Raw genomic sequence first — 23,575 nt, 5'->3', positions numbered from 1 at the left:
GAGTGAGCGAGCAGCTCCGTAGATCGGCTCGTCGCCAATTGCCCAAGAGTGATGGAGCGTGCTGTTCTCTAGCGCGTCTTAGAAATGGCTTTCTGCTGCATAGGCGCGCCCAAGTGCCATCTCATGAAGTGCGATCATAACCAGTAGCGAGGAGTCCTCCTTCAGATGTTTCAACAATCGCCCCAAATCATGCGATCAAGCGTCCCAAGCCGAAGCCTAGCTCCGTCACATTAGCTAATTCTTCTCTCTGTTATCTGAACAACGAGCTGAACCCACGGGATGCCAAAAGCACCCAGATAGAGCACTGCCGGGCGGGTTTGATGTGGACGTGTTCCTCCGGAAGACGTTCATGTCGGCCGCCGTCATGCCGGCAAGGCTCTGCCAACCAATCATGCCGTCCACTCCCGACGGCCAACGGACGAAAACGGTTTTCGACCAATTTCTTGCCCGGCATGGCAGGGGAGGAGATCCTCACATGACCGGACTGTCTGTCATGTTGAAGGTGCGCCGCCACCGCGCTATAGCACTTAGTGCCGCTACATCGCGGGATTTCGGCTAATGCAAGCCCGCGTTATCGATGAGCGGATCAGTAACCCGGAAAGCTATTGTTGAGTTGATTTCATCTCGCCCAGGAAATTGTTCGCGCCAATCATTGTTGCCCTTAAATAGCTCACTCATGCGATCTCCGGGTTCCGTTCTTAGTAGCCCGACGCTCTTATTCCCGAGCTGATAGCTGAAAAAAACGCGCTTTCTCCGAAATAGACTTCGCGCCGAAGCGAAACGCCGTGTCCGTGTGCGTTGAGCGTTGGAAGTCCAGCGAGAGTATCGCCGCGGCTTAGCAGCGATATCCTGTATGTCTCCTCCATAAAAATCTGCCAGCTTGTCCTCAAATGAAGATCTTGAGATCTCAACCACCGGCCGCTCGCCAACCAGCGCGTATGTCGGAACTGCTCGCGAAGATGCATCAGAAGATGAGCTCGATGGCTCAAAAATCAGATCAGAGAATACATCCGAAAAACCTTTGGCTATCCGTATAGGAGTCATCGGTCGCGCTCGTTCTCAGTCATCGGACCCGGAAACACGTTCCCCATTTGATGAATTGTAAGTGTGCTTAAACATAACACTTCCTGTTCGTGCCGACGAGGGCCGTGCCGATTGAGATTCCCCGCTCATAGTAAGCCTACTGTCGGCAAGCTGACAGCTAAGCATCAAAATGTGCTCTTCCGCCTCTCTCTTGATCGCCACTTATCTTGAACGAGCCAATGATTTCCGGGCGTCCGCCTGCGGGGCTGGGTCGCTATCGCCGGCCTCCGTCTTGCCTTCAAGGGCGAGGGACAGTCCGAAATTGTTGCGCAGCATCGGGTTTGCAGGTTCCACCGCGAGAGCTTGGCGGTACAGTTCCTGGGCCTCCTGGTGCCGGCCCTCGTGATCGAGAACAACTGCTTTGGCATTCAATGCGCGCAGGTCGCCAGGGGCTGCCAATAACACGCCCTCGAGCACGTCGAGCGCATCATTCGGACAGTTGCGTGCCAGCAGGGCTCGCGCAAGAGGGATAGCAGCATCGATGTTGCTAGGCTGTTGCTTTAAGGCATCGCGCAGAACCGCTTCGTCAGGATCTCGGCCGAGCGCGTGCGAAATGCGCTCGCGCGCGGCTGGGTCGATCTCTTTGGTGTCTGCGAGGCCGGATGTGGACGTCTGCTGCGGTGATAGGCCATGTTGACCTGGGCTAGCGCAGCCAGCGAGCAGCACAATAGCTAGCACCGCAAGCAAGGCCGGCCGCAGCGTTGGACTGGTGGAGCCCAAATATCGGCGGCACCTGGTTTCATTAGATTTCATTGGCTACTCACGAGGAAGTGCCGCGCACTCTTAGCTTGCAGTTGTTAGGAGCCCTCCCGAGGAAGGCGCCTTGGGAAGCTTGACGGATCCAATCGGTTGGACCGTGAAGTCCGCGGCGAGATCTTGATACGACAGAACAGGCAGGTCGATCCCGTTGCGCGTGAGAAAACCGCGCACAAAACGCCGGATATCCATCGAACCGAGGACGACAGGCTGACTCTTACTTTGCGCGATGGTCGCATGGATCTGACGAAATTGTGCAAGCAGCTTTTCGCTCTGCCATTCGTCCAGGACGAGGTATGGTCCGACGGCCGTTTCCCTTACTGCGCCGCGGATGATTTCCTCGCTCTCACGCTCAATGATAAAGGCGACGACGACGCGATGGGCGTTAGCATACCGAAAGCAGATTTGCCGCTTTAAGGTAGCACGAACATATTCGGTGAGAAGGACGGCGTTTTGCTCGCGCTCGCTCCATTCTGCCAATGCCTCGAGGAGCAAGCGGGTATTGCGGATTGGAATGCCCTCATCGAGCAAGCGGCGTAGTACCTCGGCGATCCGAGGGACGGTGGCTGTACGCAGTACCTCCTTCACCAGATCAGGATATTCCTGCTCCATCCGGGCGAGCAATTGGCGGGTTTCCTGGATACCCACCAGGCGCTGTGCATAGCGCGTCAATGTGGAATGCAGACGTAAGGCAAGAACTTCGCTCAGCCGATGATATCCGATTCCCGCGGCCTTGAGGGCCGCTGCATGCCGTTCTTCGATCCAGACCCGATTCGTTTCAGGGTCTTGCTGAAAGGGGATGCCGCTCAATTCGATGTTCGCCACATCGTCGTTGAGCGCCAGGTGGCCAGGATTGATCACATCGCGCTCAACTGGCACACTATCGACATCCACCCGGAATTGCGACGAGGACAAGCTCTCGCCAATCTGGGCCGGGATGCGCGGAATAGTGATGCCAAGGTCCGCCGATACGAGCCTAGAAACACGCAAAATGCTCTCTTCCAGCTCGTCTTTGTCGATCGAATCCGTCAGGTTCGGTGCAAGGAACAACGCGATCGGAAGTGCTTCCGCATGTGCGGTCTGCTTCTGAGTCGCTGCAGGGGGCGGCGCCGAAGCAGCGGCGCTAGCTCCTATTTTGGCGGCAGGCTTGTCGCCTTTGGGGCTGACCTTGACGTAGCTTGCCGCAGCAAACAGGACGGCCAGCACGACAAACGGCGGCAAAGGAAAGCCGGGAACTAGCCCCATGAATACCAAGACGCAGGCGGCTAGCCTAAGTGCCTGCGTACTTGCGGTAAGTTGGTGAACGATATCGGCGCCGAGTTTGAGCTTGGATGGTCCGTTGACGCGCGTGACAATGGTCGCGGCGGTAATTGACAGCAGCAACGCCGGAATCTGCGAAATGAGCGCATCACCGATCGTCAAAAGTGTATAGTGATGCAGCGCTTCATCGAGCGACATACCTTTGGAGAGCAGTCCGATGCTGATTCCGCCCAGCATATTGATGCAGATCACGATCAGACCGGCGATCGCGTCGCCCTTAACGAACTTCATGGCACCATCCATCGCGCCATGAAGTTGACTCTCTTGCTCTAACGCGGCGCGCCGGCGACGTGCTTCGTGTTGATCAATATGGCTGTTGCGCAGGTCCGCATCGATCGCCATCTGCTTGCCTGGTAGCGCGTCAAGCGTGAAGCGCGCGGACACCTCTGCGACGCGTTCGGCACCCTTGGCAAGAACCATGAATTGGACCATGGTCACGATCAAGAATATGACGATACCGACCGCAATATTCCCCGAAATGACGAAGTCGCCGAAGGTGTGAATGATGCTACCGGCGTCGCCCTCGGCAAGGATCAGCCGCGTTGTTGCAATCGTTAGCGCGAGCCGAAATACGGTAGAGATCAGAATGACGCCCGGCAAGGACGAGAAATCAAGCGGTGTGCTGAGATAGAGGGCAACCATCAGCAGCAATATGGCAAAGCCAAGATTGAAGCCGATTAGCATGTCGATCACGACGATTGGGATTGGCATGATCATCATGCCGATCGCCAGAAGCAACATCAATGCAACCATGAAATCCGGCTGGGCCGGAGCGCGCACGAAGAAGTCACGCAGAACGTTGGCCATGATAGATCCCTATTGCGTTTTGACGAGGGCGGTGCTCGCGCGCAGTGACACATAGCGCTGGAAGACCTCGCGAGCCTCGGACATGCGGCCAGCGTGCCGGAGTGCGTGACTGCGCAACAGCGTCATCGGTATGCGGGAAGAGGGTTGCGTATCAAGTGCGTCCAGCCGGTCCAGCACATGGAGTGCTTCCTCGCCAAGGCCCTCGGCGATTAGCGTGTAGGCTAGAATGCGCAGTAAACCGACGTCGTTGGAATGCTCGCGGGCTGCAATTCGCAGCAGAGCCAGACTCTGTGCGCTCTGCCCGCACGCAAGATGGACATATGAGAGTGCGCAAAGCAGGTCGCGCTCCGGCCCGGAGATCGACGGAACATCGCCGGATTTGGAGACTTCTGGAACCAAGGGAGCGGCGAGATGCTGCAATCCATCAGGATCGGCCATAGCTATCCTTTGATTAAGCTGTTTTGATTTTGCCGGAGCATTAGTAACCGCTGAAGTTCCTGCTGCAGGATTGCCAAACACTCTCGCGCCGTCTCGTCTTCCGGCGTCGCCTCCAACGTTCGCGTCAAGCGTTCCAGAAGAGGACCATGCTTGTCGGCGCGCAGTACGTCCGGATGACGGAGGCGTGGAACGACGAACGAGAGTAGTCCGCGAGACAGATTGGGACCATAAAGCGAAGCCAATGCCGCACGTGGATCTGTCTCATTTGCCCCTGCCTCGCCTTCGAATAAAGTGACGCGCGAAATGGCGCGGACGGAATGGACCTCGAGCGCCCCTTCGCTCGTACCGTCAATTGGCAGATCATGCGAAACCGCATCTCGCCACGACGCGCGCTTCGTGCCGCTATCCGAATGGGCGCCTCCGACATCGAGTTTATCACCTTGCGAGGGAGGCGAGCCGATTACCGCTGCGTGCTGGCCCGCATCTAATCCCTGCGATGAGGTGCCGGGCCCTACGGACTGCTGGGGCAGCCTAGCCATCGCCTTCTCCTTCTTTCTTGCAGGGTAGAGACCTTAGTATGGCAAAGCGGCAGATCGGCCGTTGCGGCTGAGCAGAACTCGTCCATCCTCAATTCGATCAACGGTCCATCCATTACTTAAGAGCGCGCCGACGAAATACTTCTGCCCGGCAATAAGCAGATAAGGTTCTCTTCCACGCCAGACGGCTTGGACGGCAATCGAAGACGGCATCTTCTCCTCTTTCACCATGACAGCATTCACAAGGGTCGGGGTGCCATTGGTTTGACGATCGAACCATTGCTGGATTTCTTTCCATTTGGCGACGAGGTTCGGCGCAATTGTGCCTTCCGCGGTCACGACGCCGGGACCGCTCCCGATCTTGACGTCAAGAAGGCCCGCTCGTTCGATCTCTTGCCGCAGCGATGTGGCCATTTCATCGGCAGTTCTCGCATCAAAATGTTTCACGGTTGGCTTAGCGGCAATCTCGGCCGCGCGCGATGACTCAGTTCTTGTCGCCATCGCCCTATCGCCGGGGGCGAACATGCTTGAGAAGGTGCCGATCGCGATGCAGCTGAGCAAGATCAGGCTGAGGGTCACGATCGAGCTGCGAGAGCGCTTGCCCGAAGCAATTGGCTGGACATCCTCTGTCGACCAGCGGATGGAGATCGCGCCGGCATGCACGACCGCGGGAAGGGGCACTCTGACGCGCTCACCTGAAGTGATGCTCGCGTGACCGTCTATGCTAATATTGGCAGCGAGCGCCTCGACCTCGATCCAATCACGCTGCGGGGTGATGCGAAGGTGATGCGGTTCAAGCCCTTGTTCAACGAAGATCAGGTCAGCATCGAGGCCGCTGCCCACAATGCTGTCGCCGCCCGCCGCCTTTCCTTTGAGCCCGGTGTAGAGTCCCGAAAGCACCTCGAACTCGAGCGAAATAGAGTCGTTCACGATGATCTCCTGAATAACGAGAGAAGCCGTACGGCAGTGCCGTACGGCTCATCCAGAGTTCGTCATTCACGGCGCGGCGACGGTAGCAACTCGGTGAGCCACCCGTCTTGCAGAATTACTGGACGCGCTCGTCGGCGACCTTCTTCTCGGACGAGAGTTCGGTCGTAATTCTGCGCATTGCCACGGCCTGGGCCTGAACTTTCTGGCTCACACGCTCGAATTCAGCCATCTGGTTCTGGAAGCCCGTATCGCCGGTCTGCTGAACACCAGCAGCGCCGCCATTTCCGCCAACATTGTCAACTGCCATGTCTATTTACCTTTCTTTTGGGTTTTACCTGGTTCTGATTTGTTACGAGTTGCGGGCCGGCAAGACGATCGCAGGAATGGAAAGGAACATGGGCGTGCCGCCGAGCGTGCTGAGCCCAAGGTTCAGTTCCGGGCTCTTGCAGGCAGTGTCGGGCTTGGGTTGTACCTCGCTCTTTTCGCCGGCATCTTTGTGGTCTGCGGCCTTATCATGGCCACCCTTGTCGGGCACCAAGGCGTGGACCACCGTGTCAAAGACTTTGTCCACGGTCCCGCCCAGCGCCGAACCAATGGCCGCTCCGGCCGGCCCGCCAAGGTATCCGCCGGCAGCGCTTCCGATCATTTCTCCGATCATCGCATTCTCCTATGCTCGTCTTTTGCGCTCAACAGGGCGACTGCTCGCCTAGATTCAGCGGCCTCATGCTAGGGACGCTAGCTTTCGAAAAGCTGACGAGCCTCACGTTGAGGCGAGTGGGCTGCACTTTTGCCGCTGGCGTGCACCTGCTCGCAATCATCGGCTCTCCCGGCAGCGCCTATAGCCGACTTGGCTCAAGGCGGGTTGAACGGTGCTTAGTACGCGTTCAGGAATGATTTTACCTCGCGGAGGCTGCGCAAGCGCGTAGCCGGCAGGGTAGAGCGCGGAAGCCGGATAAGGTCATCGAGCCGTCGGACCTCACCTCTCGCTTGTCGCGTGCCGCTAACATGGGCAGCTTGCAAAAGGCTCGCGTTTCGCGAATTCTTATGCTGAGAAGCCAGTCGCAGCGCATGTTCAAGCTTATCGATCGGTCCTCGCAGATGATATGCGCCGACCGGCGGGTGCGCTGGTTGCGCGGCGAGGGCGGGATGATTGGGTGGTGCCCGGCAGACGTCACGTAACTCGTCATGAAGACACAGAGGCACCTCTGGTCAGACGAGTCTTGGTGAGAGGAAGCTTGCGATACAGTTCACCGAAGGATTCGTTTCGGACATCCGATCAATGTCAAAGTGAGTGCGGCTTCGCTCGCTGATCGTCGTCAGCTTTTCGACAGGTGTTCGGGCTACCGTCTCTGCGAGTCAAATGCGCCTGCTGTGCTCGTGCGGTCACTGTGATGGGGCGAGAGCAAGGATCTCACTAGGGCTGCCGGTTCTGGCAGGAGAAGTGGTCATTCTAAATGATGCGTTCTCATGCAGATCTGAAGCGGCGCGCCTTAGTTGACTATGCGCGGAACGCTCACAGTTTTACAGATTTCGTCTATGCAACAGGAGTGAACTAAATGCAGTATCTTCCCGTGGCCGGTCTCCCAGTGGTGGGCGCGCCCGACTCGATGAACGGAGTAGTGCCAGAAGGCGCGGTTGTCGCTCCCGCTTTCAACGCCTTGTTGGGGCAGTATGCTCCGGCGAGCTACCAGTACCTGCCGGTAGCTTCACCAGCCCTCGTCAGTTCTGTCGTTGGGAGTGTCGTGCCGGTCGCCGTAACGCCAGCCGTCGTTACGACCCAAGCGTACATGATGGCGCCTCCTCCTCCCACCATGCTGATGAGCCAGCTGAATCAGAATTCCGAGCCTGCTGTGGATCCGGTGTGGACGCATGAGGTCAAGGATGGCAAGGCCACAATCAACCTTGGGGACAAGTATACGATTACGGCCGATGAGAAGGACGGCACCTGGACAGTTCGCAACAACCAGACCGGTCATGTCACGGTAATTCATGGCGACCCCCACGTTGATGCCGACGGAGACGGGAAGGATGACTTCGATTTCAAGAAGGATATGACGTTTCAGCTCGACGACGGCACGAAAATTACTGTCAATAATGTCGACTACGGTAATGGTCAGGCCATCTCTTCAAAACTTACCATCACCAACGGTCACAACGCGATGGTTGTCGAGGGGCTCGGCGACGACAAGGATGGCAAAAACAATCTGAGGGTGACGCAGTCCAATGCTGGGATGACCGTTGACGAGTTGACGTCCGATGGTGCCCAAACAATCCATGAGAGTGGCCAGGGCTGGGTCGATGGTGCCGGGCGCGCCGTGAATCAGGCGAGTATCGATGCAGGCGAACAGGGGCGCGGGCCGGGCAACTACCAGTATGCAAGCGCGGCGCCTGCCTCTACGGTGCCCGTCTTCTTCGTTCCTCCTCCTCCGCCGCCTCTTGCGATGGTGCCTGTTGCTGCCGCCCAGGTGCCCACGCAGTCGTCTCAGCCGGCACCAGTGTGGTCGCATGAGGTCAGGGACGGCAGGGCTGAGATCAAGCTTGGTGAAAAATATTCGATGTTGGTCGACGAACATGACGGCACGGTGCTCATTCGTAACAATCAAACAGGCAAGATCACGGCGATTAAAGGCGATCCCCACGTCGATGCCGACGGTGATGGCAAGATCGATTTTGACTTCAAGAAGAACATGACTTTCCAGCTCGACGACGGCACGAAGATTACCGTCGACACCGTTGATATCGGCAAAGGCAAAACGATGGCCTCGAAGCTGACCATCACCAACGGCGACAATGCCATGGTCGTCGAAGGGCTTGGAGACCGCTTCGACGGTAAGAACAATCTCAAGGTGACACAGTCGAATGCCGGCCGTACGCTTGATCAGCTGACTTCGGATGGTGCCCAGACGATCTATGAACAACCAGGCTCGGGCTGGGTTGATCGGTCTGGACGCCAAGTGAATCAGGCTATCATCGACAGCAATGAGAATCCAGGCACGCCGTCGGATGCTTGAATTGGGCGTAAGCCCGGCTGGTACTGCCAAGCGATCCCAGCCTATCGGGTAAGTCACTGAAGCGGGCGCCAGCGCCCGCTTTTCGTGTTCGCGAGAGAGAGGATCGCCGCTCTCATCGCGCGATCGGGCCTTCTGAGCTCGGGCCAATCGTACCGACAAACACGCTATGACCTCAGGATCGGGCACCTCCAACATGTCTCGATGCTGGGGTCAGCGGTCCAGGAGTTGTGAAGCCATGGGCGCAGCGATGCTGATGTTACGGAAAATCTTAGTGGACCTCTCTGGCACACGATCTCGCGGGCGGCTGCAGAACCAATCGAGGATAACGGGCTGACGCAATTGATCATCAAGCGGGAAGCGCTCGGTTTCGCTTGAATCTCTGTTGGTCTGGCTAAAGAGCGCTCCTGATGAACGCTCATCGAAGAATATGGGGTATGCCCGGATGAGCAAGTCGCTGCGGCGCCTTCCCAAAGTTCCCAGTGTGATTGCGATTGGATTTGCGGACCGGCCGCACGGCTGGCCTGGAGGACCACCTAAGACGCGTCTAGCGACTACTATTGCCAAGTCCGCCTGCTTCGCCCGATCGATCTCGGTTCGGCTTGCCTTCCGGCAGATCCTTCCCTGTGCGCGTCTGATTATCCGGCCCTTCACCCATCATCTAGCTCGCTCATAGCGTCATCCATATCTGACTGGGAATCGCTTATGACTTGGGTCGCGACCGCAACCAGAGCCTTTTCGAAGGCTCGCTGCAACAATGCTGCGGGCGAGTTGTCGCCGCCGTTCGCGGCGTTATCGTTGTTTGCGCCAGCTTCGGGCGCCATAGCTGCGATATCGGCTGCGCCTGTATCCATGTCGTAAAACCCAGAAAGCGGCGGTGCCGCGAGATGACCTATTCTTGTCGTGCTAGCAGGGACAGCTTGCAAGAAGCTGACGAAGAGTGAAGCTGGATTAATGCCGTGATTCCTGCGCTCGATGTTCTCAGGTGGTCTCGTGTCGTGGAGTTTTGATGCGCAAAGGACTTGCTGGTTCGAATCATTTGGCCGCTGCGCGTCTGCCGAACATCGGCGCACATAGGTCCGGCTCCCGACGTGTTTGAGAGCCCGTGGATCGGATGGACATCTGCGTTCCGCTACTTTGGGATAGAGAGGTGGCCTTTGTCGCACGATACGAGCCAAAAAAAGCGCGCGATGGAAGTGCACCGTTTGGCCCGCGCGATCTTTGACTTGACCGCTGCCCTCGCGCGAGCTGGTCTGGCACTTATGAAACGGCATGAAAAGAGAAGCGTGGCCGCGGAATACCCGCCGGCAAGGTCGCCTCTTACCAGGTGTCCTGCCATTGAAGGCCGGTGTCGGCCCCGCGGGGATCGCCCTGCCGTTGCTCGGCTGCAGCCGTTAGCCGATGGACGGATCTTCCGCCTCTACAGGTTGCTCTTGCTCTCCCTCTTCAGGCCAAAGGGCCGGATCTAGCGAGGGTGTGAGACGAATGAAGTCTTCGTCTCTCCATTCTGCCGTATGAGGCACGCCGAGAATGGTAAAGATTGTTGTCGGGTGGTCCTGGCTTGGCTTCACTCCGCTTCACTCCGCTTCACTCCGCTTCACTCCGCTTCACTCCGCTTCGCTCAAGCATGTCGATCTGAGCGCCTGTGGCTGTTTGAGGCGTAAACACCCAGTAGTCCTTGGCGAGATGTCCGTCCCACATACGGAACGCGGAAAGTTCGGGCGGAGCCGCGGAAGACTCAGCTCGGGGCGGTGCCGCCTGCAATGGCTGGGCATGGGAGAGGCCGGCGTGCGCTGGCTCACCCTGAAAAGGGGCGATGCGCGATGGACCTGCATGCGAGGTCCCCGCTTGTGGCTCACCGTGACGTGGCTGGGCATCCGATGGGCCGGCATCCAGAGTCTGCCATATCAGATCTTGATCGAAGCCGGGATGTTCCTCGATCGCCTCAGCGATGGTCTGCGGCGAGAGATGCCGCGCGCCGTTTTCCGGCTCTGGCGCGGCGACGGCTGCAGTCGCGGGATACAGACTATCCTGCCAACCTGAGCCTGCCGAATCGGGATGCGCTAAATCTGGGTAAGGCGGATAGAGGTGCCCGGTTTCGAAGTATGGAGAGTAGGGATGGCCCGCGTCCAGATGGGGTGAATAAGCCTCGCCCTGCAGCACGGGATGGGCGAGGCCCTGCGCCAAAGCGGCAGCCTCTGTGCCGCTGAGCTGCCGCTCGAATTCGCTTACATCTGTAGTCGTCCGCGCTGCGTCGGGCTCCGGGTTCGTATTGGCCGGGGCGACTGCATTGAAATCCACCCTGTTTCTCCTTCTCGCGCGCATCGAGTCTATGCGAAGCCTCAGCTTGCTCGGAAGCACGCCCTCGGAGACCACATTGATCTTGATGCCTCGGGCTGCGTGCAAAGACAGCGCTACCCATTTCCCTCGAGCGTCCGGTCTCTGATCCATCTATCGGGGCTGTCACAAGCAAGGCAGCCGTCCAGACCTCGCAGGCTCATGCTGGGAACTTTAGCTTTCGAAAAGCTGACGATCGGATGATGTAGGCGGACGCCGGATGGACCGACTTCGCTCGGAGCGGTCTTGCAGCTTTCACCATCACTTCTGGCCTGGACCGGCTTCGCGCAAAATGCCCTCATGGTGCGGCGCTTCGGGAGAAGCTACCAGCCGCCCGTCCCGGAAGACCGTGCTCGAGGAGCCGCGAAACAACATCAAAACCGACTCGTGTTGTGGCCTCTCGGCGGCGACGGGACCGCGCCGGGCCTGCGCTTCCGCGACAAGGCCTTTAAGGGTCTGGTCCACCAGCGCAACAAATCGGGGTGGGCCAGAAGCAAGGATGAGGCCCTCGCCCGGAGCCGGTTTCACGATATAGCGCTCATCCGAGATGTTGAGCGCGTCGAGCGCGGACTTGAGCACATCGAAGCTGATTGGGTTCAATACAATGAGCCGGCTTTGCGCCTCGTGGGCGGCGGAGATGTAAAGCACGAGCCCGTCGTAATACCACTGAAGATTGTACAGGGCAGTCAAACGGTCAAGGAATTCTCGTGGCGGCAGGTCCGGCATCCGTCCGCGAATCCGGCCCCTGACGTCGGCGCTTACATTGACCCTGACATTGAGATTGTTTCCGAACTCCTGCAGCGCCGCAGAAAGATCCTGATCGAGAACGGTGTAGCTATAAGGGGCGGACGGCAGCGAAAGGGATGCAGCAGACGAGCGCATTATCCCGATACAGAGGAAAACGCCGGCACAAAGAGCTCTTTTCAAAATATGTACCACCGTGGATCGCGCGAGCATTCCTGGACGCCTTCCGCTCATCATGAGGTTGGAGTTTCTTCCCACCTTGGAAGCCAAACGTGATCTTTAGATGACGCAGGCAGCCCGATCTCCGTCAGGTTTTCGTCAGCTCGCCCGCCTATGAACTTGATCGGTTCATCGGCTAACGCCTAGGTCTCAACAAACGAGCACAATGACTCACTCCATGTTGTTAGGCGCAACGCCGATCCCTCCCAATTCAGCCGACTGTCTTTCCAGTGCCTGCTCTCCGGCAGCTGCTGGTGAGCAGGCGCGCTTTGAGCAGTCCCTGGCGCAAGTAGCTTCCAATCAGGGATCTGCTTTCCCGCCCGCGGACCGGCCCGCAGCAGCTCCGCCAATATTGGAGGTCCAACGCACGAATGTGCTGGGGAGTCCGCCCGGTGACCGGATCCTCCAAACCGTTTCCAGTATCTACCAGGGCCGCGCCGTTCCTCCGCCGATTGCGCCGGCTGCCGTGACTGTCGTGCAGCCTGGACCGGCTGCGCAGCCGCTTTTGCAGGTGGATAACGTTGGTGCACATGCGACGGTTAAGCCGGTTGGGGCCGATTTTGAGTCGATGATGACGAATCTGCGAGACGTATACAGGGATGTTATTCAGGTTTCCCTCGTCTCCAAGGGCACCAGCGCCGTCAGCTCGTCGCTAAACAAGCTGCTATCGGCTGGCTGAGTAAGCTGATGACTGGCGATATGAAAAGGGGTAGCTGCGGCGGCCATCAATCGTGGCGGCGGCTTCGCATGTGTTTTGCTATGCCCCTTCTCCTCTCGCTGATCGGTTGTAAGGCTGATCTCTACACCAAAATTCAAGAGCGTGAGGCTAATGAGATGCTCGCGCTTCTCCTTGGCAAGGGCGTTGATGCCGTCCGTGTTGTTGCGAAGGACGGAACCAGTACAATCCAGGTGGACGAAAAGCAGCTCGCTTATTCGATTGACCTGCTCAATGTTGAGGGGCTGCCGCGCCAATCCTTCAAGAATCTCGGCGAGGTGTTCAAGGGATCGGGCCTCGTTGCCTCGCCGATCGAGGAGCGGGCACGTTACGTTTATGCTTTAAGCGAAGAATTGTCGCGCACGATTAGCGATATAGATGGCGTCCTTTCAGCGCGCGTCCACGTCGTTCTGCCGAAGAACGACTTATTGCGACAAGATGCGACCCCGTCCTCAGCCTCGGTTTTCATTCGCCATGGCTCCAACGCGAAGCTCTCGGCACTGTTGCCGCAGATCAAGATGCTCGTCGCAAACAGCATTGAAGGGTTGTCCTACGACAAGGTTGCGGTCGTCTTCGTGCCGGTCGAGCGCGCTCCAATCGAGCAGCCTGCCGCGCCGGTAATGCCTACGGTTCAGTCAGCAAGAGTCGGCTCAGCGCCGTTACTTGCGCTTGCTGTGGGAGGCGCCGGAGCGGTATTCGGCATCGTATCTTGCGTATTGCTGGGCCCGCGCATGCGTCAGTGTGGACAATCATCACGTAAGCTGAGCATATTCGGTGGGCGCTCGCGTGTGCCTGCTGACCAGGCGGCGGGCAAAAAGATGATTGCTGATGCGTCATAGTCTGGACGCTCATGTCGGCATTAATGTCCACCACAACCACAAGACCCAATCCTTCGTTCACGGTTGCAGTCGATCGGCTGCGCGAGCTTGCTGCCTCGGTCGATACCGGTCGTTTTGCTGCGCTTCTTGACCCGCTCCTTTCGCCTTCCACGTTGGCTCGGCTACAGCAGAGTGCCAGGCTGCAGCCAAGGCTTGCCGAGCTGCTGCTGGGCAGCAAGGTGGAGGCTAGCTGCGCCGACTGGAACGAAGATGCTCTCTTCGGGCATGATCCGCGGCGGGCCGCGCTGCTCGCGGGCAGCATCTGGCATGCACGCTCCATCCTCAAGCTGGTTTCCAGGCACGATCTGCCGATATTGGTGGAGTTGATCGGTGCCGAAGCGCATGTTTTCGCTGTCCGGCATTTATCAAGTGCCGTCGCAACGACCCCGATCCTCGATCCAGAGCAATTGTCGCGACAGATCGAATATGACGGGCATGCTTGTCTCGGCGCCTGGCTCGAACAGACTTCGTCCCTTGGTCGTATCCGCGTGCTTCTACGCTTGCCCGTGGGGACGGCCGCCGAGAGTCCAACTGCCGAGCACCGTAGCGCAGCAGGCCCGCTGCTTTCCCTCGTCTTGGCTCAGTTGCGTACAGAGGATGCCGGAGCATGACGGCCGATGCCCTAGGATCGCCCGCGTCCCCACAGATTCGGCCTCTTGGACCCCTGATAAAAGCTGCGCAGCTTGAGATCTGGCACGATGCCGTACGGGCGCGGGCCGCTGCCGAGCGGCATCTGCGGCGGGTGCGCGGGTGGGCACGCCAGGCTTATGAGCGGGAACGGGCGCGGGGCCGCGCCGAGGGTTCAAAGGCTGGCGCAGAGGAAATGGCTCGGCTTATTGCGCAGACGACTTGTGAACTGGCCCAGCGCAAGGCGGTTCTGGAGCGGGAATTGCCGCAAGTGGTCTTTGAGATCGTTCGCGATCTGCTTGGCGCGTTTGATCCGGGCGAGATGCTGGTCCAGTGCGTTCGTCATGCCATCGAGCAAAGATACAAGAACACGGAGGTTTGCCTTCACGTATCCCCACTGAAAGCCGACCTGCTAGCCAGTGAGTTCAAGGACTGTGACGGAATTGAGGGCCGTCCGAAGGTCAGGATTGAGGCGGATCCGGCGCTGAGCGCGGATCAATGTGTCTTGTGGAGCGAGTTTGGCAATGTCGATCTTGGCCTTGCCGCGCAGCTGCGCGCGCTGCGTCTCGGCTTTGGCTTGTCAGAGGAAGCTGAATCGTGACCGTGCCACGATCGACCCATCATACCGCGGCCGCAGAAGGAACTGTAAAGGCGGCACTTTCGTCCTTGAGATCTTCCGCCAAGCACATCGATACACGCGCTGTCCGCGGCCGGATTACGCGGGCCGTGGGCACGCTGCTGCATGCCGTCTTGCCGGAGGCCAGGGTCGGGGAACTATGCTTGTTGCAGGATCCTCGCAGCGAATGGTCGCTCGAGGCCGAGGTGATCGGTCTGTTGCCGGACGGGGTGTTACTCACGCCCATCGGGGACATGGTGGGGCTGTCCAATCGCGCGGAGGTGGTGACGACTGGGCGAATGCAGGAAGTGGCTGTGGGCCCCGATTTGCTCGGCCGCGTCATCGACAGTTTTGGCCGACCGCTCGATGGCAAGGGCCCTATAAAAGTCGCCGAATCCAGACCGCTGCGCGGCAGGGCGCCCAATCCGATGAAGCGGCGCGGGATTGAACAGCCGTTCCCGCTCGGCGTCCGTGTCCTGGATGGTCTTTTGACATGCGGAGAAGGTCAGCGGATCGGAATCTATGGTGATGCCGGTTGCGGCAAGTCGACGCTGATGTCGCAAATCGTAAGAGGCGCGGCGGCCGACGTCACTATCGTTGCGCTGATCGGCGAGCGCGGTCGAGAGGTGCGTGAATTCATTGAACGTCATCTTGGCGAAGCTCTTCACCGTTCCGTCGTTGTGGTGGAGACCTCCGACCGTTCGGCGATGGAGCGGGCCCAATGCGCCCACATGGCGACAGCACTGGCCGAGTATTTTCGTGATCAGGGCCTTCGCGTCGTTCTGATGATGGATTCTCTGACGCGCTTTAGCCGCGCTATGCGTGAAATCGGCCTTGCAGCAGGAGAACCGCCGACGCGGCGCGGATTTCCGCCATCCGTTTTTGCGCTGTTGCCGGGCTTGTTGGAGCGCGCCGGCATGGGCGAGCAAGGCTCCATTACGGCCTTCTATACCGTGCTTGTCGAAGGTGACGGCACGGGTGATCCAATAGCGGAAGAATCACGCGGCATACTTGATGGCCACATCATTCTCTCCCGCGCGCTGGCCTCTCGGGAGCATTTTCCGGCTATCGATGTGCTGTCGAGCCGCAGCCGCGTCATGGATGCAATCGTGTCCGTGTCGCATCGCAAGGCGGCATCCTTCTTCCGTGATCTGCTCTCACGCTACGCTGAGGCCGAGTTCTTGATCAAGGTGGGTGAATACAAGCAAGGCTCTGATCCGCTGACCGATCGGGCGATCGCCTCGATCGAGCAGCTGCGGGCCTTTCTGCGCCAGGGGCAGGGTGAGGCGTGCAGCTTTGAGGAGACGATCGCATGGATATCGCGTTTGACCGCCTAAGTCCCGCTCATGCCTCAAAGCTGCGGCTCGTAAAGGACATGCGGGAGCGAAGCGCCGTTCGTGAATTGTCTGACGTGGAAGCCAAGCGCCACCTCGCGACTCAAGCTGTCCAACAAGCTTGCGAGCACCTTGCACTTGCCGAAGAGCGCCGCGCAAAGGTCGAGGCGGAGCTCTATCGGGAGATCCTCGCAGCCGATGCGATATCTGTGTGCGAACTGCAGCGGCGCTATCATCTCATCATCGGGCGACTCACAGACGAGATCACAGCGGCACAGCGCGTTCTTGACAAGGCCCGTGCTGCTCAAGAGCAAGCTGAGGCTGCGGTTATCGAGGCCAGGGCCGTTTGGACCAAGCGTTCAGCGGCGAGCCAGAAATGGCGTGAGATCGATCAGGACGTTCGGCGCATCACGAATGCTCATTTCGAAGCCGCCACCGAAATCGAAGCCGATGATGAAGTCTTGCTCCGCTACCGGCGAGGCCCATCAGGGCAGACGGGAGGTGAGCCAGCATGATTGCAGATCCTCTCCCGCGCGAGCTAGGGGCCTGCGGCGCGGAAGCCGCACCGGCATCGCATCGGCCGGCTGAGCCCGCAGCCTTCATGCCGGCGCTGATTCTCTCGCACGCCGTAGCCTTGTGGCTTAACGAGATCGCAGCGTTGCGTGCGCCCGTGCAAGGCCTCCTCGGCGAGAAGCCGCTCTCTGTGCGCGTGAGCCGAACCGTCTGGCAGGCGGAGCCGGCTGCGGCGTCGATGCTTGACTGCGTCTTCGAAGTAGATGGTGACACCTTGATCCTGTCCTTGCCAGGTAAGCTTGCGGAAGCGCTGGTTGGGACCGTGCAGGATGGGCTTACCTTGCCGTCTGAGCCGACGCGTTCGCTGGTCCTGGAACTTGCGCTTGAACCCTTGCTTGCCCCGCTAGAAAGAATGACGCAGCGGAATCTGCAGCTTGTCCGCACCGAGGAAGCGCGGAGTACGAGGCCCTATCTTGAACTTGACATCGCCTATGGTGAGCTCGCCAGCAAGGCTCGGCTGCTTCTATTCTCGCCACTCGACGGTCCCGTTCCGCCGGCTTTCACCGTCCTCGGCGGGCTGCTCGGCCGATTACCGCGACAGACGGCCAGGCTGCTTTCCGAAATCCCGGTCATCGTTGCAGGCCATATCGGTTCGCTCCGCGTCGCGATCGGCGTTCTTCGCCAAGCAGAGCAAGGCGATGCGCTGCTCCCGGACGCAATTCCACTCGCGCGAGGCCAGATCATTCTCGCTGCAGACCGATTGTGGGCCCCTGCAGAGATCGGCGGCGACAGGCTGGTGCTGCGAGGCCCATTCCGCTTGCGATCCCACCCCCTAAAAAGTGAAGATGTGATGCCCGAAAGCCAGTTGCAACAGCAGCCCCCGTCAGAGGCGGATATCGACAGCATCGAGATCACACTCGTATTCGAATGTGGCCGCTGGCCGATGCCGTTGGGAACCTTGCGAACCATCACCGAAGGCCACGTGTTCGAACTTGGCCGGCCTCTTGATGGGCCGGTCGATATCGTTGCCAACGGCCAACGTATCGGCCGGGGCGACATCGTGCGGATCGGCGACGAGCTGGCTGTCAGGTTGCGCGGCAGGTTGGCGCTTAATGACTGAGATTCAACCCAGCATCCTTGCGCTTCTTGCGATAACCGTCGGCCTTGGCCTCCTGGCCTTCGCTGTTGTCACAACCACCGCCTTTATCAAGGTCTCAGTTGTTCTCTTCCTCGTGCGCAATGCGCTGGGGACCCAATCGATCCCGCCGAACATCGTCCTTTACGGGGCGGCACTGATCCTGACCGTCTTCATCAGCGCTCCGGTCTTCGAGCAGACCTATAACCGCCTTACCGATCCGCAACTTCGCTACCAGAGTTTCGATGACTGGCTGACGGCCGCCAAGGAGGGACAGGAGCCGCTGCGTGCTCATCTGAAGAAATTCACCAATGAAGAGCAGCGCCGCTTCTTCCTGTCGTCCACCGAACATGTCTGGTCGGAGGAGATGCGCGGCAGCGTAACGGCAGATGATTTCTCAATTCTCGTGCCGTCGTTTTTAATTTCCGAACTCAAGCGTGGGTTCGAAATCGGCTTTCTTCTCTATCTTCCCTTCATCACGATCGATCTGATTGTCACGACGATTTTGATGGCCATGGGTATGTCGATGGTATCCCCCACGGTGATATCTGTCCCCTTCAAGCTCTTTTTGTTCGTCACTATCGACGGCTGGTCACGTCTCATGCACGGGCTGGTACTAAGCTACACGACGCCAGGAGGTTGACCATGAACGAAGCCAGCATTCTTACGCACCTTAGTCAATCGCTCGTGCTCTTCTTGATCTGGGTTCTGCCGCCGCTGCTTGCAGCTCTCATCTCCGGACTGATCATTGGCCTCATCCAGGCGGCAACTCAGCTCCAGGATCAAACCCTGCCGCTGACAGTCAAGCTTCTGGTCGTCGTCGCCGTGCTAGCCGGGTTCTCTCCCGTACTCAGCGCTCCACTAATCGACCAGGCCGAGCACATCTTCAGCGAGTTTCCAGCACTCACCGCAAGATACTAGCAGAGCTTGAATGGCTGGCCCGTCACCCGCAGAGGCGCAAGCCCTCGTTCAGGGCACGATCGAATTCGTCGCCGCAACTGGGCTGAGTGCGGCCCGCGCCCTAGGCATCATGCTGGTGCTTCCCGTCTTCACCCGGCCGCGTATCAGCGGCCTCGTTCGGGGAAGCCTGACGATTGCGATCGGACTGCCGTGCCTCGCTCAGATCAAGCTCGGTCTGCAGGCTCTGGACCCGAACACGCGCCTGGTCAGCGTTACCATGCTTGGCCTGAAGGAGGTGTTCGTCGGTCTTATGCTCGGCATCCTGCTCAGTATCCCAATGTGGAGTATACAGGCAGTCGGCGACATCATCGATACTCAACGAGGAATTTCAAGCCAAGTTGCGGGGGAGGATCCCGCGACGCACAGCCAAGCGTCCGGAACCGGGCTTTTTCTCGGTGTCACGGCGGTTACGATCTTCGTTCTGGTCGGCGGGCTGCAGACCATGGTGAGCGGCCTTTATGGCAGCTACCTAGTGTGGCCTGTCTATCAGTTTCTGCCTGCCATGACAGCGCAAGGGGCAATGGAATGTCTGGCCCTTCTCGATCGTATCATGATGACAACCTTATTGGTCGCCGGGCCGGTGCTGGGCCTGCTGCTGCTGGTTGATATCGCGGTCATGATGCTCGGCCGTTTTGCATCTCAGCTCAAGATGAACGATCTCTCCCCGATGATCAAGAATGTTGCGTTCGGGGTCATCATGGTCAGCTACACCGTCTATCTGCTTGAATATACCGGAGCCGAAATCCTGACCTCGAACAACATGCTAGAGTATCTGAAGAAGCTGTTGAGATGAGCTCTACGAGTGAGGAGAAAAAACTTCCTCCGACGCCCAAGAAGCTGCGCGATGCACGCAAGAAGGGGCAGAGCGCGCGCAGCTCGGATCTGGTGAGCGGCGTCAGCGCTTGTGCCGGTTTCGGCTGCCTGTGGTGGCGAGCGGGTGCGATCGAGGACAAGTGGCAGGAGACGGTCCGGCTCGTCGATAAACTGCAGGAGCAGCCGTTCACAAGCGCGGTGCCACAAGCGCTCAGCGGCTTGCTAGAACTTTCGATTGCGACTGTCGCTCCGTTGCTCGCCGCCGCCGTGACAGCAGCTCTTCTGGCCAATGTCCTGGCTAATGGCGGCTTTATGTTTGCTTCGGAGCCGCTCAAGCCGAAGCTTGAGAAACTGGATCCCATCAAAGGCTTGAAACGCATCGCCTCGAAACGTTCGGCCATCGAGCTTGGCAAGACCCTGGCTAAGGTAGTTTTGCTTGGTGCGACCTTCTTTCTCACCGTGATCGCGAGCTGGAAAGCGCTGGTGTACCTGCCAGTCTGCGGCATGGGCTGTTTTGGCTTCGTCTTCACCGAGGTTAAGCTGCTGATTGGGATTGCCGCCGGAGCTTTTCTGGTCGGCGGATTGGCTGACCTTCTAATCCAGCGCTATTTGTTTATGCAGGACATGCGCATGACGGAAACGGAGGCCAAGCGGGAGAACAAGGAACAGCAAGGCAACCCGCAGGTGAAGCGTGAGCACCGGCGTCTTCGGCAAGAGTCGGCCAACGAGGCTCCGATCGGCATCAGTCGGGCCACGTTGATATTGCGGGGATCGGCAAAGCTGATTGGGCTGCGCTATGTCCGAGGCGAGACCGGCGTTCCGGTCTTGGTCTGCCGCGGCGAGGGCGAAGCTGCTTCGCAGCTGCTTGGTGAGGCGCGCGCGCTGCACCTTACCATTGTGGATGACGATGTCCTGGCGCGTCAGCTGCTCGGCAAAGCAAGGCTCGGCAACCCGGTTCCCTCGCAATATTTCGAGTCGGTCGCAAAAGCACTCTATGCTGCGGGGCTAGTCTAGGTCATCCTGTTCTGACGCTCCGATCTGCAGCCTGGCGCTCGATGAAGGCTCGGACGTTCGGCGAGGCGACGATGGAAAGCCTCTGGGCCGCGGCCTCGCCGACCGGATCACCGGATCAGCTGCGGCGCCAAGCGCAATAACTTGTCGGCCATTTCGAGAGCTGCGGCGCCTACACCCTCGAGGACGCCCACTTGTACCACCTTGGCTAGAGGGGCCCTGCCATTCGGTTAACAAGCCGGTAGCGCTGATCGTCAACTAGGACGGCCGCCATCTGTAGCATGCTCTCTGGTCGCCTATCTTGAGCCGCGCTGCTACAGGTTCATACGATCACAGCGTTTATACGTCTCAAGATCGGCCTGAGTGCCACATTGCGCCGCACACGTTCGAGAGCCGCAGGGCATAAGCCTGCGTGCGGGGGGAAAAGCAAGCCTCCAGCTAAACTCGGGACGCAGGAGTATCGCCACCATTGTCCATCAACGCCGTCTTCCCGCGCAGGGTGCCTGCAGCGTCTATTGCTTCACCTAACCCAACCCGCTAGCTGACACCGGACAAGCTTCGCCGAACATTGAAGGTTTGCGCCGGGAGTTAGCTCGAGGCATGGATTTCGCATTCGGTCGGCAAGAACCTCTGGATGATCCCGTATAGTTGTGCCGCGGCGGTCAAGTGCCTGGCGGTCGCCTGGTTGCGCGAGTCGCCGAGATGGTTCTAATGGATCATGTACGCAGCCGGCGTATCTGCTTCCGGCCGTCGAGGGCATCCACTGCGATCAAAGTCCCTTTCAGGTGGCCCGTCCAGGAGCGCTCGTTGGCTCACAGGGCAGGGCCGTCAACAGGCCGAGCAGGCTGCCAGTGAAGCCTTCGAAGCAGGGTGGAAGCGATCACCCGTTCCAGCGGCTTGGAGACCTCGTAGACAATTATTGAATGTTGATTGCTGCTCCATGTACGTGCGCTCACGGACTTTGTCTCCGCCATCCATCTACGCGCAGCCGCCACCATCCTCCATCCGATCGCCCCAGTTCTCAGCCTCTGGGCGGGCGCCGATGAGCATAGCGACAGCACACGGACGCGAGCTTTACAGCCTGGGCTCTCGCCGTATCGCTCCCTCCTTTGCTGGCACGTTACCAAATGAGGTAGGTATCGCGTGTTGGCAATTGTGGTACCTTGTAGGGGATGATCGAAATGAGCCGCGAACAACTTGGTACGTTATAAGCCCTTCAAGCCAGGAGATCTCGAATGGCACCGAATGCAAGCGAAGACGAGAAACGCGAGCGGCGGCCACATGTCGGGCACGACCCGGCTTTGGTATCTGGCGCTTCCGCCGATGGCGCTGGAAAATCTACGACGGCTGCATCGCCGATTCCATTTACGTTTCGGGAATGGCAGAGCTCGATTGAAGCGACAAGCAACCTGTTCGCTACGGCCCTGAAGGACGGACTAGGTTTGACTGCTTCCATTGTGCATGACCAGGCCACCTTTCTGAAGAATATTGCGGACTCCAAAACTTCCTCGGAGCTGTTGAGGTGTCACCTGGATTTCCTGGAGAAATTCTGGTCGAGGTCGTTCAGCGCCGGCTCGAAAATATTGGATCATCTCAAGCCACAGCCATCACCTGCGGGAAGGCAGGCGATTCACTGAGCCTGCAATAAGAGCCCAATCGCAGCTACTTCCTCCAGAGCCGAGAGCATATGTCGCCCACGGATGAAGGTGTGGAGCGCTGCACGTGGGTTCAGCTGACCTGCCAAGTACTCCTACGATTGCTCTGAACTCACGATGTCGCGAGGTAATCTACGATTCGTATTGCCGTAGATACCTCTCTTTTTGTCGGCTAGAGCTTTTGTTGGGCGGAGGCAGGCAGCCGCTGCGCGCTCAAGGTGGCGCAGATCCGGTTGGGCGGCCGATGCCGGGATGAGTGATGACATGATCGCCACAAGCCGGGGCGTCGGCCACTTGGCGGTCCGCCACCCTTCGACGTTTTTGTCGAAGGCAACCTGGCGGAGAACCAAAGCGAAGAGCCGCCTACCGGGCAGAGCGCGAGCTCAACGACAAGTAAGAGGCCCTTCTGGTGGCCGCCGCCTGCAGTCCTCCGACAGGCCGGGTGCTGGACACTGCTGGCTGTCGAGATGCTCAGGCTGACGTGGTACCAGAGCCTGTCGCCGGAACGTCGTTCTCACTCTCGACCGCAACTGGCCCACACGGGCCGCTTTCGTTTTGGGAATTGCCGGGTCTCGTCAGCTTTCAGTAAGCCAGCCCGGATATAGAGCCGTTGTGGTTAACGGGGCGTGGCAGGGACAGCGCTATCTATCCAGAACGGTCAGCGCCGAGTCACGCTTTCCGCTAAACTCAACGGCAGCGCGGGGCGGCAGGATAGTGCCTTTTTCCAGCCCCCCAGGTCGGTAGGCGCCAGGCCGCGCCCGCGCTGCTACCTGTCGCCGACCATCTGTGGTCAGCTTTAGTGGTTTTAAGCGTTCCGGGGGTGGACATGGACGGCTTCAACTCAACATGTTCGCCTTATGCGCCGCAAGTGCGGCGCAACCAGCTGTTGCCAAGTTTGTCTCTTTATGTGCCCCCGAGCTGGCAGCACGGAGATCAGTGGGCGCCGGAAGAACTCAAGTTGCGAATGGATTTGCACAAGCTTCTGCCATCCGTGTCTGAGCCAAAGAAAAGTCTCACTCTCGGGGGCGTGAACTACACGGCCAGTATCGGGCCGCCAGGCTCTGAACACGAGATTTTTCTCCGCAGAAACTGAACTGGCTTCCGATTGAAGTCAGAAGGCGGAGAGTCGCGCCCGCGCTG

23 protein-coding genes are annotated in these 23,575 nt (G+C 58.9%); 13 read left to right on the top strand and 10 right to left on the bottom strand.

Annotated features, from left to right (window positions below):
- Window positions 1-1,245: 1,245 nt before the first annotated feature.
- From XH88_RS36730 to XH88_RS36700, 7 genes are all read right to left on the bottom strand, one after another.
- Entirely contained in the window at window positions 1,246-1,836 is a 591-nt protein-coding gene (locus tag XH88_RS36730; RefSeq protein WP_271673042.1) for a tetratricopeptide repeat protein, read from the bottom strand.
- A gap of 30 nt (window positions 1,837-1,866) precedes the next feature.
- Entirely contained in the window at window positions 1,867-3,966 is a 2,100-nt protein-coding gene (sctV, locus tag XH88_RS36725) for a type III secretion system export apparatus subunit SctV (RefSeq protein WP_271673041.1), read from the bottom strand.
- A gap of 9 nt (window positions 3,967-3,975) precedes the next feature.
- Window positions 3,976-4,404, bottom strand: a complete 429-nt coding sequence (locus XH88_RS36720) for a tetratricopeptide repeat protein (protein ID WP_271673040.1) — start codon at window positions 4,402-4,404, stop codon at window positions 3,976-3,978.
- Between the two features lie 2 nt (window positions 4,405-4,406).
- Window positions 4,407-4,943 (bottom strand): hypothetical protein, encoded by a 537-nt coding sequence (locus XH88_RS36715; RefSeq protein ID WP_271673039.1) that lies wholly within the window; start codon window positions 4,941-4,943, stop codon window positions 4,407-4,409.
- Between the two features lie 33 nt (window positions 4,944-4,976).
- Complete coding sequence (locus tag XH88_RS36710) at window positions 4,977-5,870, bottom strand: SctD/MshK family protein (protein ID WP_271673038.1); 894 nt, start codon at window positions 5,868-5,870, stop codon at window positions 4,977-4,979.
- Between the two features lie 115 nt (window positions 5,871-5,985).
- The gene (locus XH88_RS36705; RefSeq protein ID WP_080138344.1) at window positions 5,986-6,177 is read right to left on the bottom strand and encodes a hypothetical protein; all 192 of its coding nucleotides are present in this window, start codon (window positions 6,175-6,177) and stop codon (window positions 5,986-5,988) included.
- A gap of 42 nt (window positions 6,178-6,219) precedes the next feature.
- Window positions 6,220-6,528 (bottom strand): hypothetical protein, encoded by a 309-nt coding sequence (locus XH88_RS36700; RefSeq protein ID WP_271673037.1) that lies wholly within the window; start codon window positions 6,526-6,528, stop codon window positions 6,220-6,222.
- Between the two features lie 898 nt (window positions 6,529-7,426).
- Between XH88_RS36700 and XH88_RS36695 the strand changes: the two genes are divergently transcribed.
- A complete protein-coding gene (locus XH88_RS36695; RefSeq protein WP_271673036.1) occupies window positions 7,427-8,881 on the top strand; it encodes a DUF1521 domain-containing protein in 1,455 nt (484 codons plus the stop codon).
- Between the two features lie 647 nt (window positions 8,882-9,528).
- On the opposite strand, the gene XH88_RS36690 is transcribed toward XH88_RS36695, so the two are convergent.
- The 3 genes from XH88_RS36690 to XH88_RS36680 form a co-directional block, all read right to left on the bottom strand.
- A complete protein-coding gene (locus XH88_RS36690; RefSeq protein ID WP_271673035.1) occupies window positions 9,529-9,732 on the bottom strand; it encodes a hypothetical protein in 204 nt (67 codons plus the stop codon).
- A gap of 733 nt (window positions 9,733-10,465) precedes the next feature.
- The gene (locus tag XH88_RS36685) at window positions 10,466-11,179 is read right to left on the bottom strand and encodes a hypothetical protein (RefSeq protein ID WP_271673034.1); all 714 of its coding nucleotides are present in this window, start codon (window positions 11,177-11,179) and stop codon (window positions 10,466-10,468) included.
- A 297-nt stretch (window positions 11,180-11,476) separates the two neighbouring features.
- Complete coding sequence (locus tag XH88_RS36680; RefSeq protein WP_271673033.1) at window positions 11,477-12,172, bottom strand: secretin N-terminal domain-containing protein; 696 nt, start codon at window positions 12,170-12,172, stop codon at window positions 11,477-11,479.
- A gap of 172 nt (window positions 12,173-12,344) precedes the next feature.
- On the opposite strand from XH88_RS36680, the gene XH88_RS36675 reads away from it, so the two are divergent.
- The 12 genes from XH88_RS36675 (at window position 12,345) to XH88_RS36620 (ending at window position 22,417) form a co-directional block, all read left to right on the top strand.
- On the top strand, window positions 12,345-12,857 hold the full coding sequence (locus tag XH88_RS36675) for a nodulation protein NolB (protein WP_333909290.1): 513 nt from the start codon (window positions 12,345-12,347) through the stop codon (window positions 12,855-12,857).
- 8 nt (window positions 12,858-12,865) lie between these two features.
- Entirely contained in the window at window positions 12,866-13,732 is an 867-nt protein-coding gene (gene sctJ / locus XH88_RS36670; protein WP_271673031.1) for a type III secretion system inner membrane ring lipoprotein SctJ, read from the top strand.
- Between the two features lie 11 nt (window positions 13,733-13,743).
- Entirely contained in the window at window positions 13,744-14,382 is a 639-nt protein-coding gene (locus tag XH88_RS36665) for a nodulation protein NolU (RefSeq protein ID WP_271673030.1), read from the top strand.
- Complete coding sequence (gene sctL, locus XH88_RS36660; RefSeq protein ID WP_271673029.1) at window positions 14,379-14,999, top strand: type III secretion system stator protein SctL; 621 nt, start codon at window positions 14,379-14,381, stop codon at window positions 14,997-14,999. The genes XH88_RS36665 and sctL overlap by 4 nt, the downstream gene beginning before the upstream one ends.
- Window positions 14,996-16,351 (top strand): type III secretion system ATPase SctN, encoded by a 1,356-nt coding sequence (gene sctN, locus XH88_RS36655; RefSeq protein WP_271673028.1) that lies wholly within the window; start codon window positions 14,996-14,998, stop codon window positions 16,349-16,351. The genes sctL and sctN overlap by 4 nt, the downstream gene beginning before the upstream one ends.
- Window positions 16,327-16,863: a hypothetical protein gene (locus XH88_RS36650; RefSeq protein ID WP_271673027.1), complete on the top strand. Its 537-nt coding sequence runs from the start codon at window positions 16,327-16,329 to the stop codon at window positions 16,861-16,863. Before sctN ends, XH88_RS36650 begins: the two co-directional genes overlap by 25 nt.
- The gene (gene sctQ, locus XH88_RS36645; RefSeq protein ID WP_271673026.1) at window positions 16,860-17,981 is read left to right on the top strand and encodes a type III secretion system cytoplasmic ring protein SctQ; all 1,122 of its coding nucleotides are present in this window, start codon (window positions 16,860-16,862) and stop codon (window positions 17,979-17,981) included. Before XH88_RS36650 ends, sctQ begins: the two co-directional genes overlap by 4 nt.
- Window positions 17,974-18,639 (top strand): type III secretion system export apparatus subunit SctR, encoded by a 666-nt coding sequence (gene sctR / locus XH88_RS36640; RefSeq protein ID WP_271526509.1) that lies wholly within the window; start codon window positions 17,974-17,976, stop codon window positions 18,637-18,639. The genes sctQ and sctR overlap by 8 nt, the downstream gene beginning before the upstream one ends.
- Before the next feature lie 2 nt (window positions 18,640-18,641).
- Window positions 18,642-18,917, top strand: coding sequence for an EscS/YscS/HrcS family type III secretion system export apparatus protein (locus XH88_RS36635; protein WP_271526508.1), 276 nt, complete (start codon window positions 18,642-18,644; stop codon window positions 18,915-18,917).
- 10 nt (window positions 18,918-18,927) lie between these two features.
- The gene (sctT, locus tag XH88_RS36630; RefSeq protein WP_271673025.1) at window positions 18,928-19,749 is read left to right on the top strand and encodes a type III secretion system export apparatus subunit SctT; all 822 of its coding nucleotides are present in this window, start codon (window positions 18,928-18,930) and stop codon (window positions 19,747-19,749) included.
- The gene (locus tag XH88_RS36625) at window positions 19,746-20,783 is read left to right on the top strand and encodes an EscU/YscU/HrcU family type III secretion system export apparatus switch protein (protein WP_271673024.1); all 1,038 of its coding nucleotides are present in this window, start codon (window positions 19,746-19,748) and stop codon (window positions 20,781-20,783) included. Before sctT ends, XH88_RS36625 begins: the two co-directional genes overlap by 4 nt.
- A 1,232-nt stretch (window positions 20,784-22,015) precedes the next feature.
- A complete protein-coding gene (locus XH88_RS36620; RefSeq protein ID WP_271526505.1) occupies window positions 22,016-22,417 on the top strand; it encodes a hypothetical protein in 402 nt (133 codons plus the stop codon).
- Window positions 22,418-23,575 lie beyond the last annotated feature (1,158 nt).

It is taken from the genome of Bradyrhizobium sp. CCBAU 51627 (genome assembly GCF_028128765.1).
Taxonomy (GTDB): Bacteria; Pseudomonadota; Alphaproteobacteria; order Rhizobiales; family Xanthobacteraceae; genus Bradyrhizobium.
This window is presented reverse-complemented; position numbering and strand designations above follow the sequence as displayed.